The 18,164-nt window shown below is 73.1% G+C and carries 13 protein-coding genes; 10 read left to right on the forward strand and 3 right to left on the reverse strand.

The window, feature by feature from the left end; genetic code table 11:
- Positions 1 to 436 precede the first annotated feature (436 nt).
- The 3 genes from ACQEVB_RS25370 to ACQEVB_RS25380 are packed head-to-tail and all read left to right on the forward strand — an operon-like array spanning position 437 to position 4,955.
- Positions 437 to 1,195, forward strand: a complete 759-nt coding sequence (locus ACQEVB_RS25370) for a TetR/AcrR family transcriptional regulator (RefSeq protein ID WP_432975867.1) — start codon at positions 437 to 439, stop codon at positions 1,193 to 1,195.
- Between the two features lie 5 nt (positions 1,196 to 1,200).
- On the forward strand, positions 1,201 to 2,934 hold the full coding sequence (locus ACQEVB_RS25375) for an ABC transporter ATP-binding protein (RefSeq protein WP_432975870.1): 1,734 nt from the start codon (positions 1,201 to 1,203) through the stop codon (positions 2,932 to 2,934).
- Positions 2,931 to 4,955, forward strand: a complete 2,025-nt coding sequence (locus ACQEVB_RS25380) for an ABC transporter ATP-binding protein (protein ID WP_432975873.1) — start codon at positions 2,931 to 2,933, stop codon at positions 4,953 to 4,955. The genes ACQEVB_RS25375 and ACQEVB_RS25380 overlap by 4 nt, the downstream gene beginning before the upstream one ends.
- Before the next feature lie 95 nt (positions 4,956 to 5,050).
- Here ACQEVB_RS25380 and ACQEVB_RS25385 read toward each other — a convergent pair whose 3' ends face one another.
- Positions 5,051 to 5,770, reverse strand: coding sequence for an SDR family oxidoreductase (locus ACQEVB_RS25385; RefSeq protein ID WP_432975876.1), 720 nt, complete (start codon positions 5,768 to 5,770; stop codon positions 5,051 to 5,053).
- Positions 5,771 to 5,867: 97 nt separating this feature from the next.
- On the opposite strand from ACQEVB_RS25385, the gene ACQEVB_RS25390 reads away from it, so the two are divergent.
- Positions 5,868 to 6,737, forward strand: coding sequence for a LysR family transcriptional regulator (locus ACQEVB_RS25390; RefSeq protein ID WP_432975879.1), 870 nt, complete (start codon positions 5,868 to 5,870; stop codon positions 6,735 to 6,737).
- 743 nt (positions 6,738 to 7,480) lie between these two features.
- Here the strand turns inward: ACQEVB_RS25390 and amaB are convergent.
- Positions 7,481 to 9,004, reverse strand: a complete 1,524-nt coding sequence (amaB, locus tag ACQEVB_RS25395) for an L-piperidine-6-carboxylate dehydrogenase (RefSeq protein WP_432975882.1) — start codon at positions 9,002 to 9,004, stop codon at positions 7,481 to 7,483.
- Between the two features lie 160 nt (positions 9,005 to 9,164).
- Here amaB and ACQEVB_RS25400 point away from each other — a divergent pair, with 160 nt between their 5' ends.
- The 5 genes from ACQEVB_RS25400 (at position 9,165) to ACQEVB_RS25420 (ending at position 16,220) form a co-directional block, all read left to right on the forward strand.
- Entirely contained in the window at positions 9,165 to 11,318 is a 2,154-nt protein-coding gene (locus tag ACQEVB_RS25400) for a thiamine pyrophosphate-dependent enzyme (RefSeq protein WP_432975885.1), read from the forward strand.
- 272 nt (positions 11,319 to 11,590) lie between these two features.
- Positions 11,591 to 12,778, forward strand: coding sequence for a cytochrome P450 (locus ACQEVB_RS25405; RefSeq protein ID WP_432980558.1), 1,188 nt, complete (start codon positions 11,591 to 11,593; stop codon positions 12,776 to 12,778).
- A 47-nt stretch (positions 12,779 to 12,825) separates the two neighbouring features.
- Entirely contained in the window at positions 12,826 to 13,293 is a 468-nt protein-coding gene (locus ACQEVB_RS25410; RefSeq protein WP_432975888.1) for a MarR family winged helix-turn-helix transcriptional regulator, read from the forward strand.
- Positions 13,294 to 13,543: 250 nt separating this feature from the next.
- Positions 13,544 to 14,971 carry a hypothetical protein gene (locus ACQEVB_RS25415; RefSeq protein ID WP_432975891.1) on the forward strand — a complete coding sequence of 476 codons (1,428 nt, stop codon included), beginning with the start codon at positions 13,544 to 13,546 and terminating at the stop codon, positions 14,969 to 14,971.
- Positions 14,972 to 15,011: 40 nt separating this feature from the next.
- Positions 15,012 to 16,220: a cysteine desulfurase-like protein gene (locus ACQEVB_RS25420; protein ID WP_432980561.1), complete on the forward strand. Its 1,209-nt coding sequence runs from the start codon at positions 15,012 to 15,014 to the stop codon at positions 16,218 to 16,220.
- A gap of 82 nt (positions 16,221 to 16,302) precedes the next feature.
- On the opposite strand, the gene ACQEVB_RS25425 is transcribed toward ACQEVB_RS25420, so the two are convergent.
- A complete protein-coding gene (locus ACQEVB_RS25425) occupies positions 16,303 to 16,782 on the reverse strand; it encodes an Lrp/AsnC family transcriptional regulator (protein ID WP_432975894.1) in 480 nt (159 codons plus the stop codon).
- 105 nt (positions 16,783 to 16,887) lie between these two features.
- Here ACQEVB_RS25425 and ald point away from each other — a divergent pair, with 105 nt between their 5' ends.
- Positions 16,888 to 18,012 (forward strand): alanine dehydrogenase, encoded by a 1,125-nt coding sequence (ald, locus tag ACQEVB_RS25430; protein WP_432975897.1) that lies wholly within the window; start codon positions 16,888 to 16,890, stop codon positions 18,010 to 18,012.
- The last annotated feature ends 152 nt before the right edge of the window (positions 18,013 to 18,164 follow it).

The raw sequence follows: 18,164 nt of genomic DNA on the forward strand, positions 1-18,164 counted from the left end.
CACGGCCCTCCCGCCGCAGGAGCGCCGGCACCGACACGAGGGGACCCTCGTCGGGCCGCTGGGTGGCCGGCCGCCCGCCGCACCGGATGATGATCTCCTCGGCCGGGTGGGGGGCGGGCGCGCCGCGCCTGCTGCGGGAGTGTCTGCGGGGCGTGGGCACGGCGGGGTCCTCTCTCGTGCGGCAGCGGAGGCCTGGTGGTCCGGGCCAGAACTGCACGGTGGTACTCGCATCGGGCCCGAAAGTGCTACGCCGCCCGGTCGGCCGGCCGGAGCATCGGCCGCTCGGCGCAGTAGACGACCGTCGGGCGCCACGAGGAGCCCGCTCGGCGCCGCCACCCGTTCGCCCTAGGCCGCACGGGGGTACCGACTGCGGCCGTTCGGGCCATTCAGTTGTTGTGACGTACAGCGATCGTCTGACTACGGACGATCATCGAGCGTGAGCGGGCGGCCCGGCGGTCGCATCCCTGCGCCGGGCGGCATGATCGCCGGGAGAAAACCCGTTTGCCTACTGAGCGCGCACTCAGTAACTTTCGGCCTCGTGCCCACCCGCCCCCGTGCCGAACGGATGCGGCCCGACGAACGCCGGGCCGCCATCATCGACGCCACGCTCCCGCTCGTCCTCGAGCACGGCGACAAGGTCACCGTCCGGCTGATCGCCGAGGCCGCCCGCGTGGCCGAAGGCACGATCTTCACGGTCTTCCGCGACAAGGACGAGCTGATGACGGCGGTGCGGGAGCGCGCGTTCGATCCCGAGCCCACCCTCCGCGAGTTGGCCGCCATCGATCTCGCCGCACCGCTGCGGGAGCGGCTGATCGCGGTGGCCGAGATCGTGACCTGCCGGCTCCGGCGGGTGTTCGTGCTGATCGCGGCACTGGGCGGGAAGATGCCCCAGGAAGGTCGATCGCCGGAGGACGACGAGGCGATCGCCCGGCGTCAGCAGATCAACGACGCGTTCATCGCGGCCGTCGTCGCCGTGATCGAGCCTGACGCAGCTGACCTCGCCGTCTCACCCGGCGAGGTGGCCCACGTGCTGCGTCTGCTGGCCTTCTCCGCCACCCACCCCCTCGTCAACGACGGCCGCCCGCTGAGCGCCGAGCAGATCGTCGACACGCTCCTGGACGGCGTCCGCCGCCGGGAACCCGCGCCCACCCGCCCCATCCACCACGACGAGCTCAGCACCACCGGGGGGAACTGACCGCCATGCTCCTATCGCTCCTGCGCACCTATCTGCGCACGTACGCCGGCCCGTTGTGGCTGGTCGTCGGCCTGCAACTGGTCGGGACGATGGCTTCGCTGTACCTGCCGAGCCTCAACGCCGACATCATCGACAAGGGCATCGCCACCGGCGACACCGGCTACATCCTGGAGATGGGTGGCTGGATGCTCGTCGTCACCCTCCTGCAGATCGCCTGCTCGATCGGTGCGGTCTACTACGGCTCGCGCACCGCGATGGCGTTCGGCCGGGACCTGCGCGCGGGCATCTTCCACCAGGTCGGCGGCTTCTCCGCGCGCGAGGTCAACCGGTTCGGCGCGCCGTCGCTGATCACCCGCGACACCAACGACGTCCAGCAGATCCAGCTGCTCGTCCTGATGACGTGCACGATGCTCGTGGCGGCGCCGATCATGTGCATCGGCGGCGTGATCATGGCCCTGCGCGAGGATGCCGGCCTCTCCTGGCTCATGGCGGTCTGCGTGCCCGTGCTGGTGATCTCCATCGGGCTGATCATCGTGCGGATGGTGCCGAAGTTCCGGCTGCTGCAGGAGCGCATCGACCAGATCAACCGCGTGCTGCGCGAGCAGATCACCGGCATCCGGGTGGTGCGCGCGTTCGTGCGGGAGCCGCTGGAGTCGCGCCGCTTCGAGGTGGCCAACGCCGAGGTGACCGCCGTCGCCACCGCTGCCGGCCGGTTGCAGGCGGGGATCTTCCCCGTCGTGATGCTCGTGCTCAACTTCTCCAGCGTCGCCGTCCTGTGGTTCGGCGCGATGCGCATCGATGCCGGGGAGATGCAGGTGGGCGCGCTGACGGCGTTCCTGTCCTACCTGATCCAGATCCTCATGGCCGTCATGATGGCCACCTTCATGGCGATCATGATCCCGCGCGCCGCGGTGTGCGCCGACCGGATCGGCGAGGTCCTGCAGACCGAGTCCTCGGTGGCCCCGCCGGGCGCCCCGGTCGTCCCGCAGAGCAGGGCCGGCGTGCTGGAGTTCGACCACCTCACCTTCTGCTACCCCGGGGCGGCTTCCCCGGTGCTGCGCGACGTCAGCTTCACCGCGCGGCCCGGGGAGACCGTCGCGATCATCGGCAGCACCGGTGCCGGCAAGACCACCCTGGTCAGCACCGTGCCCCGGCTGTTCGACGCGACGAGCGGGCACGTCCGCGTCGACGGCGTGGACGTGCGCGAGCAGGAACCCGAGGAGCTGTGGAGCCGCATCGGGCTGGTCCCGCAGCGCCCTTTCCTGTTCAGCGGCACGGTGCGGTCCAACCTGCGCTACGGACGGTCCGACGCCACCGACGAGGAGCTGTGGGCCGCGCTCGAGGTCGCGCAGGCCGCCGAGTTCGTCCGCGCCATGCCGGACGGCCTCGACGCGCGCATCGCACAGGGCGGCACCAACGTGTCCGGTGGCCAGCGCCAGCGCCTGGCGATCGCGCGGGCCCTGGTCAAGAAACCCCTGATCTACCTGTTCGACGACTCGTTCTCGGCCCTCGACCTGGCCACCGACGCCCGCCTGCGTGCCGCGCTGCGGCCCTGGACCGCGCAGGCGACGGTCGTGATCGTGGCCCAGCGGGTGTCCACGATCGTCGGCGCCGACCGCATCGTCGTCCTCGAGGACGGCGAGGTCGTCGGCATCGGCCGGCACGCTGAGCTGCTCGCGACCTGCCCCACGTACGTCGAGATCGTCGAGTCCCAGCACGCGGTGGAGGAAGTCGCATGAGTGCGCCCGAGAAGGCTCCCGTGGAGGCGCCGCCCGCGGAGAAGGACGAGCGGCAGGTCGCCCGCGAGATGACGGTCGCCCGCAACCAGAGCGGCGGCAACCGCTGGGGTGGCGGTCTCGGCCAGCCGGCCGAGAAGGCGGCCACGTTCGGCCCGTCCGCGAAGCGGCTCGTCGCGCGGCTGGCGCCCGAACGCATCGGCCTCCTCGCGGTGGTGGTGTTCGGGCTGGTCAGCGCGGTGCTGAACGCGTTGGGCCCGCTCGTGCTCGGCCACGGCACCGACGTCATCTTCTCCGGCGTGATCGGGCGCGGCCTGCCCGCGGGGCAGACGACCGAGCAGGCGGCGGCCGCCGCCCGGGCGGCCGGCAACGAGTCGTACGCGGCCATCATCGAGGCCCAGCACGTGATCCCGGGCGTCGGCATCGACTTCCGACTGCTGGCGCAGGTGCTGATCGGGGCGCTCGTGCTCTACCTGTTCGCGTCGCTGCTGGGCTACGCGCAGGGCTACCTGCTCAACGGGATCGTCCAGCGGACGATCTTCACGATGCGCCGCGACGTGGAGGACAAGATCCACCGGCTGCCGCTGGCCTACCTCGACCGGCAGCAGCGCGGCGAGGTGCTCAGCCGCGTCACCAACGACATCGACAACATCTCCCAGACCCTCCAGCAGACGATGAGCCAGCTGCTCACGTCGATCCTGACGGTCGTCGGCGTCGTCGTCATGATGTTCGTGGTGTCGCCGTTGCTGTCGCTGGTGGCGCTGATCTCGATCCCCCTGACGATCTGGATGACCTCCGCCGTCGCCAAGCGCTCGCAGGGGCAGTTCGTCGCCCAGTGGCGAGCCACCGGGGCGCTGAACGGGCACATCGAGGAGGCGTTCACCGGCCACGAGCTGGTGCGGGTGTTCGGCCGCACCGCCGAGGTCGAGGAGCAGTTCGACAGGCGCAACGAGGAGCTGTTCCAGGCGTCGTTCAAGGCCCAGTTCATCTCCGGCACGATCATGCCGCTGATGATGTTCATCGGGAACCTGAACTACGTGCTGGTCGCGGTGGTCGGCGGGCTGCGGGTGGCGTCGGGCTCGATGAGCCTCGGCGAGGTCCAGGCGTTCGTCCAGTACTCGCGCCAGTTCACGCAGCCGCTCACCCAGATCGCCGCGATGGTCAACCTCCTGCAGTCCGGGGTGGCGTCGGCGGAGCGGGTGTTCGAGCTGCTCGACGAGGCCGAGCAGGTGCCCGACCCGGAGTTGCCGACGACGACGCAGACGCGCGACGGCCGGCGGGGCCGCGTCGCGTTCGAGCACGTCTCGTTCGCGTACGACCCGGCGAAGCCGCTGATCGAGGACCTGTCGCTGGTCGCGAAGCCCGGCCAGACCGTCGCGATCGTCGGGCCGACCGGTGCCGGCAAGACCACCCTGGTGAACCTGATCATGCGGTTCTACGAGCTCGACGCCGGCCGCATCACCCTCGACGGCGTCGACATCGCCGAGATGGGCCGCGCCGACCTGCGCTCCGGCATCGGCATGGTCCTGCAGGACACGTGGCTGTTCGGCGGCACCATCCGCGACAACATCGCCTACGGCAACCCCGACGCGAGCGAGGAGCAGCTGCTCGCGGCGGCGAAGGCGACCTACGTCGACCGGTTCGTGCGCAGCCTGCCCGACGGCTACGACACCGTGATCGACGAGGAGGGCAGCAACGTCAGTGCGGGGGAGAAGCAGCTGATCACGATCGCGCGGGCGTTCCTCGCCGACCCGTCGCTGCTGATCCTCGACGAGGCCACCAGCTCCGTCGACACCCGCACCGAGGTGCTGGTGCAGCGGGCCATGGCGGCGCTCCGGTCGGACCGCACCAGCTTCGTCATCGCGCACCGGCTCTCCACGATCCGCGACGCCGACATCATCCTCGTGATGGAGGCCGGCCGGATCGTGGAGCAGGGCGACCACGAGACCCTCCTCGCCGCGAACGGTGCCTACGCGAAGCTGTACAACGCGCAGTTCGAGGCGGCGGCGGCGGTTCTGGACTGAGCAGGCCCGGCCGACGTCACACACCGGTGCGCCCGTTCACACACGTTCGAACGTGTGTGAACGGGCCCAGCCATGTGTGACGTCGGGCGGAGGGGTCACACCAGCAGGGAGCCACCGTCGACCGTGATCACCGTTCCCGTCGCGTAGGTCGAGGTCATCAGGTGCACGTAGGCCTGGGCGGCCTCGTCGACCTCGCCCACGCGGCCGAGCGGGATGGCGGTGCCCACCTGCGCGTAGAACGCGGCGCGGGCGTCGTCGTCCATCCCGTCCCACAGCGGGGAACGGATGTACCCAGGGGAGACGGCGTTGACCCGCACCGGGGCCAGCTCGACCGCCAGCGCGCGGGTCAGCGAGATCACGGCACCGCAGACGCTCGCGGCGACCGACCATCCCGGCCCGGGCCGGAACGCCGCGATGCCGGTGGTCAGCACCACCGAGCCGCCGGGCCGCAACTGGGCCGCCGCGGCGCTCACCGCGGCGAGCGCGCCGAAGAACCGCAGGTCGAACGCCGATCGGGCGGCGTCGAGGTCCATGTCCGCGACGGGCGACAGGCTGAGGGCGTCGCCGGCGGTGAACACGAGGTGGTCGATCGCGCCGACGTGCGCGACGAGCGCTCGCACCGCCTCGGTGTCGGCGAGGTCGGCGACCTCCCCGCTCGTCCCGGCCGGCAGGACGGCCAGGGCGCGCTCGACGCTGCTCGCCCGGCTCGACGCGACCACCACCTTCGCGCCCTGCTGCGCAGCGAGCTGCGCGGTGGCCAGGCCGATGCCGGAGGTGCCGCCGAGCACCAGCACGCGCGCGCCGTCGAGAGTCATGATCGTTCCTTCCGTGGGATCGCTACGTGATCCACGATGCGGCGGGCAACGGGGCGCGGTCCAAGACCTGTCCGGCGTCCTGTCATACCCTGAAGGTATGGATCTGGACCTGCGCAAGCTGCGCTACTTCGTCGCAGTCGCGCAGGAACTGCACTTCGGCCGGGCCGCCGCCCGGCTGCACATCGCGCAGCCGGTGCTGTCGCGCCAGATCCGGGCCTTCGAGGACGAGCTGCGCACGCAGCTGCTCGACCGCTCGCGGCGCGCCACGGCGCTCACCCCGGCCGGGCGGCGGCTGCTCGCCGAGGCGCCGGCGCTGCTGGCCGCCGCGGACGAGCTGACCCGCAGCGTGCGCGGCACGGCACAGCTTCGCGTCGGCTTCATGCCCGGCATCACGGTCACCGCCGAGGTCCGCGCGCTGCGCGAACGCCGACCCGACGTCGACGTCGTGCTCGTCCGCACCACGTGGGCCGACCAGGTGGAGTCGCTGCACGACGGCAGCGTCGACATCGGCTACGTGCGGTTGCCGATCGACCGCAGCGGGCTCGTGCTGCGCCCGCTGTTCACCGAGCCGCGGCTGGTCGCCATGGCCGCCGAGCACCGGCTGGCCGCCAAGGAGTCGCTGGCGATCGCGGACCTGGCCGACGAGCACCTCCTCCAAGAGCCCGACTCCGTGCCGGAATGGCGCGACGTGGCCACCGAGCTGTGCACCGGCCGGGCCCGTCCGGTGCCGGCGTTCACCAGCGTCGAGGAGAAGCTGGAGCACGTCGCCGCCGGCGCCGGGATCATAGTGATCCCGCGGTCCGCCACGGCCTACTACACGCGGCCTGACATCGTCGCGGTGCCTGTGCCCGAGCTCGATCCCCATCAGGTCTGCCTGGCATGGCCGCGGGGACGGCACGACGCGTTGCTGGCGGAGTTCGTGGACCTGGCGGCGAGACTGAACGCGCAGGTGGTCGCGTCAAGGTAGCTGTTTCCGCCCCCTGCACGGCGGAAACCCGGGTCCTCGACGCGACCAGGGCGCGGCTACCTGAGTTGCACGCCCTGCGCGAGGGGCAGCTCGCCGCCGCGCCAGGAGTCCGAGCCGCTCTCGCGGACCCGCCGGTCTCCTTCTCGCCGCCGAGCGCGCCGCCGATCTCGGCGACCGAGCCGCCGGCCAGGCGTGATCCGCTCGTAGTGGCGGGCCGGCTCCGGTTGTGTTGATCAAGGGACAGAAGGTCGCTGGAGGATCGTGCTGGACTGAGAGTCGAGCCACGGCTCGGCCGAGAGCGCGTGAGGGCGGCGCGGCGGTCGTTCGGGCGGCTGCGCGCGTGGCGCTGATCATGGGCAGAACGTCATCTGTGGATCTTGTGGAACGACGTTTTGCCCATGATCGACGGAGGGACCGGTCGGCCGTGGTCCGCTCGGGCGGTGGGCCGGCCGAGGTTGTGTTGATCAAGGGCAGAACGTCGCCGGTGGATCTTCGGCGACGACCCTTTGCCCTTGATCGGCAAGCGGCCGCGGACGTCCCGCCCGCCGCACGACGTGCGCCCCCGGCCGGGTTCGACCTGGTTCGCCCTCGCACCGACATGGCCGAGGCCGCGCGGACACCGGGTGACCCCGACGCCCGGGGCCACCCGGCTGCGTTCCCGCACGCCCCTCGGAACGAACGGCACGATCCCGCCCCGCGCCGCTCGCTCCGCCCCCACCGGTCGGGGCCGGCGGGAACCCGTCCTACGTGAACTGCACGCCCTGCGCGAGGGGCAGCTCGCCGGAGTAGTTCACGGTGTTGGTGGCCCGGCGCATGTACGCACGCCAGGAGTCGCTGCCGCTCTCGCGGCCGCCGCCGGTCTCCTTCTCGCCGCCGAACGCGCCGCCGATCTCCGCGCCGGACGTGCCGATGTTGACGTTGGCGATGCCGCAGTCCGAGCCGTCGGCCGCGAGGAACCGCTCGGCCTCGGCCTGGTCGGCGGTGAAGATGGACGAGGAGAGCCCCTGCGGAACGGCGTTGTTCAGCGCGATGGCCTCGTCGAGGTCGTCGTAGGTGAGCACGTAGAGCAGCGGCGCGAACGTCTCGCGTGCCACGACCTCGGTCTGCCCGGGCATGCGCACGACGGCCGGCTCGACGTAGAACGCCTCGGGGGCCTCGTCAGCGAGCCGGCGCCCGCCACCGGCGAGCAGGGTGCCGCCGTCGGCCTGCGCGGCGGCGAGCGCGTCGGACATGCCGCGGTGCGCGCCGCCGTGGATCAGCGGGCCCACGAGCACGCCGTCGGCGCGCGGGTCGCCGATGGCGAGCGTCCCGTACGCCTTGGCGACGCGCTCGGCGAGCTCATCGGCGACGCGGGTGTGCGCGATGACCCGACGCAGGGTCGTGCAGCGCTGCCCGGCTGTGCCGGCGGCGGAGAAGACGATGCCGCGGGTGGCGAGGTCCAGGTCGGCCGTCGGCGCGACGATCGCGGCGTTGTTGCCGCCCAGCTCCAGCAGGCAGCGGCCGAACCGGGCCGCCACGCGCGGGCCGACGGCGCGGCCCATGCGGGTGGAGCCGGTGGCCGACACCAGCGCGATGCCGGGGTGGTCGACGATCCGTTCGCCGACGTCGGCGCCGCCGAGCACGACCTGCGAGAGGTTCGCCGGGGCGCCGAGCTCGGCGGCGGCCTTGTCCAGCAGCGCGGCGGATGCCAGCGCGGTGAGCGGGGTCAGCTCCGACGGCTTCCACACGACGGGGTCGCCGCACACGAGCGCGATCGCGGTGTTCCACGCCCAGACGGCGACCGGGAAGTTGAACGCCGAGATCACCCCGACGACGCCGAGCGGGTGCCAGGTCTCCATGAGCCGGTGCCCCGGCCGCTCCGACGGCATCGTGCGGCCGTAGAGCTGGCGGGAGAGGCCGACGGCGAAGTCGCAGACGTCGATCATCTCCTGGACCTCGCCCAGCGCCTCGGACGTGATCTTCCCGACCTCCAGGCTGACCAGCATCGCCAGCTCGCCCTTGTGCTGCGTGAGCAGCTCACCGAACCGCCGCACCAGCGCCCCGCGCACCGGGGCGGGGGTGACCCGCCACTGCCGGAACGCCTCCTGCGCGCGCTCGACCGCGGCGTCCACGCCGGCGGCGTCGGTGTGGCCGACCGCGCCGATCGTGCCGCCGGTGATCGGCGTGCGCGCGCTTCCGTCGCCGGTCAGGAGCGCGGTGGGCACGCCGCAGCGGCTGGCAGTGACGGCGGCGAGGTCGCGCAGGGCGTCCGTCGTGGGCAGGGTCACGGACGGGTCTCCTCCGTAGTCGGGTGGTCGGTCCCGCCACCTTGGCACGCGCGTGGGCACTGCCGGTACGCCACGAACGGACCGTTCGTGGACGGCGACGATCGGTGCGCGGCTCTCGACGGGACGGCGGTGGACGGTCAGGGTGAGGACCGTGGAGCAGGTGGCAGAACAAGCGGATGCGCACTTCCTGGACGCCGTGAAGAACCGCCTGGTCGCGGGCCCGGTCCGCGACCTGGGGCCGCACCTGACGGCCGATCGGGCGCTCGCCCTGTTCGACGCGCAGCTGCGCAGCCGGCACCTCGACCTCGCGGCCCGCTGGCTGCGTGCGCAGGGCGCGGGCTGGTACACGATCGGGTCGTCGGGGCACGAGGGCAACGCGGCGGTCGCAGCGGCGCTGCGGCCGACCGATCCGGCGCTGCTGCACTACCGCTCGGGCGGGTTCTACCTGGAACGGGCCCGCCAGGTGCCGGGCACGGACCCGGTGGGCGACGTGCTGCTGGGCCTGGTCGCGGCCGTGGAGGAGCCGATCGCCGGCGGGCGGCACAAGGTGTGGGGTCACCCGGACCTGGCGGTGATCCCGCAGACCTCGACGATCGCGTCGCACCTGCCACGGGCGCTGGGGGTGGCGTTCGCGATCGAGCGCGGGCACCGGATCGGCGTGCCGGGGGAGTGGCCGTCCGACGCCGTCGCGGTCGCGAGCTTCGGTGACGCCTCCGCCAGCCACTCGACGGCGACGGGCGCGATCAACGCGGCGATCCAGGTCGGCTACCGCGGCCTGCCGCTGCCGTTGCTGCTGGTCTGCGAGGACAACGGCATCGGGATCAGCGTGCCGACCCCGGCCGGCTGGATCGCGCACGCCTACGGGTCGCGACCAGGCCTGCACTACGTGGCGGCCGACGGGCTCGACCTGGCCGACGCCGTGCGCGGCGCCACCGAGGCCGCGGAGTGGGTGCGCACCCACCGGCGGCCGGCGTTCCTGCACCTGCGCACGGTCCGGCTGATGGGCCACGCCGGCTCCGACGTCGAGTCGTCGTACCGGCGACCTGCCGACATCGCCGCCGACCTGGCCCGCGACCCGCTGCTCGGCACCGCGCAGCTGCTGGTGGACGCCGGGGCGGCGACGCCGACCGAGGTCCTGGACCGCTACGAGTCGGTGCGCGCCGAGGTCATGGACCGGGCCGCCGGGATGCTGGGCCGGCGCACCCTGGGCTCCGCCGCCGAGGTGATGACGCCGCTCGCCCCGCGGCGTCCGGCGGAGGTCGCCCGCGTCGCGGCCGCCGGGGCCGGGACGGCCGATCCCGCCCCGCTCACCGTGGCGCAGTCGATCAACCGCGCGCTGCGCGACGTGCTCGCCACCCATCCCGGCGCGCTCGTGTTCGGCGAGGACGTCGCCGTCAAGGGCGGGGTGTACGGGGTGACCCGCGGGCTGGTCGCGGCCGCCGGCAGCACACGCGTGTTCGACACCCTCCTCGACGAGCAGACGATCCTCGGGCTCGCGCTGGGTGCCGGGGTGTCCGGGCTGCTGCCGATCCCCGAGATCCAGTACCTCGCCTACCTGCACAACGCCGAGGACCAGCTGCGCGGCGAGGCTGCCAGCCTGCAGTTCTTCTCGAACGGCCGGTTCCGCAACCCGATGGTCGTGCGCATCGCGTCCTACGGCTATCAGAAGGGCTTCGGCGGCCACTTCCACAACGACGACGCCATCGGCGTGCTGCGCGACATCCCCGGCCTGGTCATCGCCTCGCCGGGCCGGCCGGACGACGCCGCGGCGATGCTGCGCACGTGCGCCGCTGCCGCGGCGGTGGACGGGTCGGTGTGCGCGTTCCTGGAGCCGATCGCGCTCTACCACACCCGTGACCTGCACACCGATGGCGACGGCGAGTGGCTGGCGCCCTACCCGGGACCCGAGCAGCACGTGCCGATCGGGCGCGCCCGCAGCTACGGCGACGGCCTCGACCTCACGATCGTGACGTGGGCGAACGGCCTGCACCTGAGCCTGCGGGCCGCTGCCGAACTGGCCGCCGAGGGCGTCCGGGCCCGGGTGCTGGACCTGCGCTGGCTGGCGCCGCTGCCCGTAGCGGACCTGCTCGACGCCGCGACGGCCACCGGCCGCGTCCTCGTCGTGGACGAGACGCGGCGCTCCGGAGGGGTCTCGGAGGGGGTGCTCGCGGAGCTCGTCGATGCCGGGTTCACCGGCCGGATGGCCCGCGTGACCAGCGCAGACAGCTTCGTCCCGCTCGGGGACGCCGCGCTGTCGGTGCTCGTCTCGCAGGCCGACGTCGTGGCCGCGGCCAGGGCCGTGCTGGAGGCGTGACGGTGTCACGGATGGGTTGCGGCTGAGACGCGGTTGATCCGCGTGCGCCCGGTTTCGGCAGAATCGGGTGTGTGGAGCCACGCGAGCAGGTGATCGGGACGGGCGGTGAGCAGGTGCCGCGTGCACGGCTGCGCGGCACGTCGGGCGTTCTGCGGGGGCTCGGCGAACGGGTGCGCTCGCGGATCATCGGGTACGTCGCCCGCAAGGCGCTGGGTGGTGGCGGGGGCGGCCTGTCGACGGCGAAGATCTCGATGCTGCCCGACCACATCCTCATGCCTGTGAAGCGGGACGGGCTCGACCCGGTGCCCGACCTGCGCAGCCACCGCGAGGAGGGCGGGGTCAGCCGCATCAAGTTCCCGCTCGGCATCGGCGCCTGGCTGGTCACCGGGTACGACGACGTCCGGTCCGTCCTGGGCAGCACCGATCGCTTCTCCAACGACTACCGCCAGGTCGCGGGCATGGTCGGCATCACAGACGCGGAGACCCCGGGCGGCCTCGGCATGGCCGACCCGCCCGATCACACGCGGCTGCGCCGGGTCGTGATGCCCGAGTTCACCGGCCGGCGGTTGGCCAGGCTCGGCCCCCGGGTCGAGGGCATCGTCCGCGAGCAGTTGGACGGGATGGCGCAGGCGGCGGCCGACAACGGCGGCGTGGTCGACCTGATGTCGGCGTTCGCGCTTCCGGTGCCGTCGCTGTCGATCTGCGAGCTGCTCGGCGTTCCGTACGCCGACCGCGACGAGTTCCAGCGCCTGTCCACGGCCCGCTTCGACATGCTGGAAGGGGCCCAGGGCGCGCTGTCGGCGATCACCGACGCGCTGCCCTACCTGGACAAGCTGGTGAAGGCGCAGCGCGCGGAGCCGGGTGAGGGGATGCTCGGCCGCCTCGTCACCGACCACGGCCACGAGCTGTCCGACGCGGAGCTGTCCGGGCTGGCCGACGGGCTGCTCACCGGCGGGCTGGAGACCACCACCAGCATGCTGGCGCTCGGCACGATCGTGCTGCTGGAGCGCCCGGAGGTGGCCGCCGAGCTGCGGGCCGACGACTCGGCGATCGAGAAGTTCGTCGAGGAGCTGCTGCGGTACCTCTCGGTGGTGCAGGTGGCGTTCCCCCGGTTCGCCCGCGAGGACGTCGAGATCGGCGGGCAGCACATCGCCAAGGGCGACGTCGTCATCGCGTCGCTGTCGGGCGCGAACCGGGACCCGGCGCTGGCCGGAGCCGACCCCGACACGTTCGACCTGCACCGCGGCACCACGCGGCACGTCGCGTTCGGCTACGGGGCGCACCGCTGCGTCGGTGCGGAGCTCGCGAAGATCGAGATGCGCACGGCGTTCCCCGCGCTGGTGCGCCGCTTCCCGGAGATGCGGCTCGCGCTGGACGCGGCGGAGATCCCGTACCGGAAGCGGTCGATCGTGTTCGGCCTCGAGCGGCTGCCCGTCCAGCTCGGACCCGACCACGGCTGATTGTTGTCTAAGCATACGACGTCTATCTTTTGCGGTACGCTGTCCGCATGCCGCGTCCTGCCGAGACACCGATCGGGCTCGAGCTCGCCAACGCCGCCCGGGTGGTCGGCCGGGCCTTCGACGACCGGTTGGCCGCCGCGGGCGGCTCCCGCCCCACCTGGCTGGTGCTGCTCGCGCTGAAGCAGGGCCGCACCCGCAACCAGCGCGAACTGGCCGCCGCCATCGGCATCCAGGGCGCCACCCTGACCCACCACCTCAACGCGATGGAGAACGACGGGCTGGTCGTGCGTCGCCGCGACCCCGACAACCGGCGCGTGCACATCCTCGAGATGACCGAGGCGGGGGAGGCCGCGTTCCTGCGGCTCGCCGTCGTGGCCGGCCAGCACGACGCCCGCCTGCGCGCCGGGTTCAGCCCGGACGACCTGGCGCAGCTGCGCGACCTCCTGGCCCGGCTGCGCGCGAACGTGGAATCCGGCGCGGACGCCGTCGCACTGCCTGCCGCCGCGGAGGTCTGACCGGTCGCCGATCGCATCTGGCCAGGTCCGGGGCCCGTCCGTCACCCGATCCGGCACCGCCCGTCGCAAAGAGCGGTGCCCTGAGCGCAGCCGGGACCGAAGGCTGTGTCGTTGCTTGATCCCGAGGTAGCGTTTCGGCAACGACATGCGTGTCGCGCCGTCCACGGCTCCCGGTCGCCCCCGAACCGGGTCTCCCCAGGACGCCCCCCGGCGCCCGATGCGCATCGAATCGTCGCGAGAGGACCGACTGGTGGCTGACCGGACGTTCGCGGCCGACGGCGACCCGCCGCACGCCGATCCGGGTGGGCGGCGCGCGCCGTTCGACACCGACACGCGCCGCGTCGTGGACGACGCCGACGCCAACGCCGGCGTCGCACGCCGGCTGCAGTCCCGGCTCGACCGGCAGCTGTGGCTGCTGGAACGTCTGCAGGGCGACCCCCTGCAGACCGAGCCCGCCGAGCTGCCCGAGCTGCTCGACCTGGCGCGGCGGATGCGTCGCGACAGCGAGAGCCTGCTCCTGCTCGCCGGCCGCGACCCGGGCGTGCGCGACGCCGCGCCCCAGGAGCTCGAGGCACTGCTGCTGGCCGCTGCCACGGCTGCCGAGGAACCCCGGCGCGTCGAGGTGGCCCCGGCCCCTCACGCCGCGGTCGTGACGGGCGCCGCCACCGAGCTGCTGCACGTGCTGGCCGAGCTGCTCGACCACGCCACGGCCGTGTACCCGGGCGCGACGGTCCGCGTCGCCCCGCACGTCGACAGCGCCGGCGCCCTCACCGTCGACGTGTACGCCCACGGCGCCACCCGCCACGACCCCGACGGGCTCGGCGGGCAGCGCGCCCTCGACGCCGCCGAGCGGCTCGCCCGCCGCTCCCGGCACGGCATCGCGCTCCTGCGCGCCCTCGGCGACGGCGAGCTCGTCGCCAGCATCACGTGCCCGCGCGCCGCCGTGCTCGTCCAGGAGCCGTCGCGACCCGTCCCGGCTGCCCGCAACGGCAGCAACGGGCACTCCGGCCGCAACGGCAGCGATCTGGGCCACCTGCCGATCGAGGACCTCCCGGCGCACCCGCTCCCGGTCCCCGCCCCGTCCGGGCCCGCGGCCGAGCTCAACATGGTGCCCACCCCGGAGTCGGGCTTCGACGCCGTGTCGCTGCCCCCGCTGGAGCCGGCGTTCGCGGCGGCGTCCGAGTTCGCCCGCAATGGATCGACCAACGGTTCCAACGGCAACGGTGCGCACCCCACGCCTAAGCTCGACGCGCGGTTCGGCTCGATCGCCGACATCCCGATCAACCCCGACGACGTCATGACGTCGACCCCGATCTTCGAGGCGATCGCGTCGGCGTGGTTCGTGGACGACAGCGGCGGGCGCTCGGGCGGTGCCGGCGCGCCCTCCCTCGAGTGGGAGACGCCCGGCGACCGGGAGTGGCGGGCGGCCGCGGAGAAGGCCCTGCACGAGGAGCCGACCAAGCTCACCGCGCGCGGCCTGCCCATGCGTCGACCCGGTGGGCAGCTGGTGCCGCCACCGAGAACGCGCAGCGACGTCGGCACGGCCAGGTCCACCGAGAAGATCGCCCCCGAGCACGTCCGCGACCGGCTGGGCGGGTACCAGCGCGGCGTCGAGCGCGGTCGGCACCGCGCCGAGCCGGGTTCCGGCACCGAGCCGGGCGATCCGGAGTTCTGGTAACCCCGACCGCTCGTGCGAGGGTTGGGGGGTGACGACCACCCTGACCTACGACGTCGCCCGCGTGCGGGCGCAGTTCCCGGCGTTGACGGCCGGCTACGCGCACTTCGACTCGCCCGGCGGATCACTGACCCCCGAGCCGGTCGCCGCCGCCGTCGCCGCGGCGATGACGGCGCCCCTGGCCAACCGGGGCACCGTCACGGCGAGCGAGCGCATCGCCGACGGGATCGTCCTCGACGCCCGCGCGGCGATGGGGGACCTGCTCGGCGTCGACCCCGGTGGGGTGGTGTTCGGCCGCAGCATGACGGCGTTGACGTTCGACCTGGCCCGCACGTTGTCCGCGGGCTGGGGGCCGGGTGACGAGATCGTCGTCTCCCGGCTCGACCACGACGCCAACATCCGCCCGTGGGTGCTGGCCGCGCAGACCGTCGGCGCGGACGTGCGGTGGGCAGAGTTCGACCCGCGGACGGGGGAGCTGAGCGCGGAGGCGGTCGCGGCGGTGCTCTCGCCGCGCACGCGGCTCGTCGCCGTCACCGCCGCGTCCAACCTCATCGGCACCCGTCCGCCGGTCCGCGCCATCGCCGACCTCGCCCACCAGGCGGGGGCGCTCGTGCACGTCGACGGGGTGCACTACACGGCGCACGCCGCGGTGCACGTCGACGCGCTGGGCGCGGACTTCTACGTGTGCTCGCCGTACAAGTTCCTCGGCCCGCACTGCGGCGTCCTCGCTGCCGACCCGGCGCTGCTGGAGACGCTCGCGCCGCAGAAGCTGGCGCCGTCGTCGAACGCCGTGCCGGAGCGGTTCGAGCTCGGCACCCTGCCCTACGAGCTGCTCGCCGGCACCACCGCGGCCGTCGACTTCCTCGCCGGCCTCGCCGACTCCGCCGGCTCCACCCGTCGCGAGCGCATCCTCAGCTCGATGGCGACCGTGGAGGCGCACGAGGACCGGCTGCGCGCCCGCATCGAGACCGCGCTCGGCGAACTTCCCGTCACCGTGCGGTCGAGGGCCGCGCACCGCACGCCGACGCTGCTCGTCGAGTTCCCCGGCGGCCGCGCCCCCGATGCGTACGCGTTCCTCGCCGAGCGCGGCATCAACGCCCCGGCCAGCTCGTTCTACGCGCTGGAGGCCTCCCGCGCCCTCGGCCTCGGCGACACCGGGGCGCTCCGCATCGGCCTCGCCCCGTACGTGGACGACGCGGACGTCGACCGGCTGCTGGAGGGGCTCACCGCGTTCTGCGCGGCGTCCCGCTGACGACGTCACACACCGCAAGGCCACTTCACACACGTTGTGCGCTGTGTGAAGTGGCCACGAGCTGTGTGACGTCGCTTGCCGCTCACGGGAGGCCGACGTAGTGGTTCAACGCGCGGGTGTGCTCGAAGATCAGGTTGGTCTCCGTGCCGGCGATGGCAGGGTCGCGGTTGAGGACGTCGCCGACGAAGCGGCGCAGCTCGTCGGTGCTCGGGGTGGCGACGTGGACGAGGAAGTCGTTGGCGCCGGCGACGAAGTAGACGTCGAGCACCTCGGGCCGTTCCCGCAGCGACGCCGTGACGTCGCCCATCGCGCCGCGGGCGTGCGGCTGCAGCCGGATCGCGATCATCGCCTGCAGGTCGTGGCCGACCGCCCGCGGGTCGACGTCGGCGTGGTAACCGCGGATCACGCCGCGCTCGCGCAGCGACCGCACCCTGGCCAGGCACGTGGACTGCGCGATGCCGACGCGCTCCGCGAGCTCCTTGTTGGAGATGCGGGCGTCGGCCACCAGCGCGCGCAGCAATGCGCGATCGGTGTCGTCGAGCCGAACATCCTGCGGCGGCACCGGCGTCGGAGGCCGCGGAGATGCAGAAGTTAGCGGCACATCGGCTCCTGACGAATGTTGTGCGGATGAATTGCGATCATCTCGCACTATCTTCATCCTATACGCATGCGAATCGGTGTGCCGCGCGAGGTCAAGAACCACGAGTACCGGGTTGCCCTCACCCCTGCCGGGGCCAAGGAGCTCACCCGCCACGGCCACCACGTGGTGGTGGAGCGCGGCGCCGGGCTCGGCAGTTCGATCACCGACGCCGACTACGAGGCCGCCGGCGCGCGCATCCTCCCCACCGCCGACGAGGTGTGGGCCTCCGCGGACCTGCTGCTCAAGGTCAAGGAGCCGATCGAGCAGGAGTACCACCGGCTGCGCCGCGGCCAGGTGCTGTTCACCTACCTGCACCTGGCGGCGTCGCGTGCCTGCACCCAGGCACTGCTCGACTCCGGCACCACCTCGATCGCGTACGAGACCGTCCGGCTCCCCGACGGCTCGCTGCCGCTGCTCGCCCCGATGAGCGAGGTCGCGGGCCGGCTCGCCCCGCAGGCCGGCGCCGCCACCCTGATGAAGGCGGCCGGCGGCCGCGGCGTGCTGCTGGGCGGGGTGCCCGGCGTCCGTCCCGCGCAGGTCGTCGTGATCGGCGCCGGCGTCTCCGGGCAGAACGCCGTCGCGATGGCCGTCGGGCTCGGCGCCGACGTCACCGTGCTCGACCTCGACATCACCAAGCTGCGCGCCTTGGACGACCGCTACGCCGGCCGCGTGCGCACGGTGGTCTCCAACGCCCACGAGCTGGAGGTCGCCTGCCTGGAGGCGGACCTGGTCATCGGCGCCGTGCTCGTCCCCGGCGCCCGCGCGCCGAAGCTCGTCTCGAACGAGCTGGTCAGCCGCATGAAGCCCGGCTCGGTGCTCGTCGACATCGCCATCGACCAGGGTGGCTGCTTCGAGGACTCGCGACCCACCACGCACGCCGAGCCCACCTACCAGGTGCACGGATCGGTGTTCTACTGCGTGGCGAACATGCCGGGCGCGGTGCCGCACACGTCGACCTACGCGCTCACCAACGCGACCCTGCCGTACGTCACGCGGCTGGCGAACCAGGGCTGGCAGGCCGCGCTCGCGGCCGACCCGGCGCTGGCCGCCGGCCTGTCCACGCACGACGGCAAGCTGCACAGCCTGCAGGTGGCCCACGACCTCGGCCTCGACTACACCGAGCCGAACATCGGCGCCCTCGTCAGCGCCTGAGTCCTCGGCGCGCGACGCACCGACCCTCCGCGTCGCCCGCCCGTCCCGCACGGCGATCCGTCCGGAACCGCATCGCGGACGTCGTGCAACCTCCGTGCGCCACACCGCGCCCTCCCACGAGGACGGCGCGGTGTGGCGCACGTATGTGCGGG

Source organism: Pseudonocardia sp. CA-107938 (assembly GCF_050936315.1).
GTDB lineage: Bacteria > Actinomycetota > Actinomycetes > Mycobacteriales > Pseudonocardiaceae > Pseudonocardia.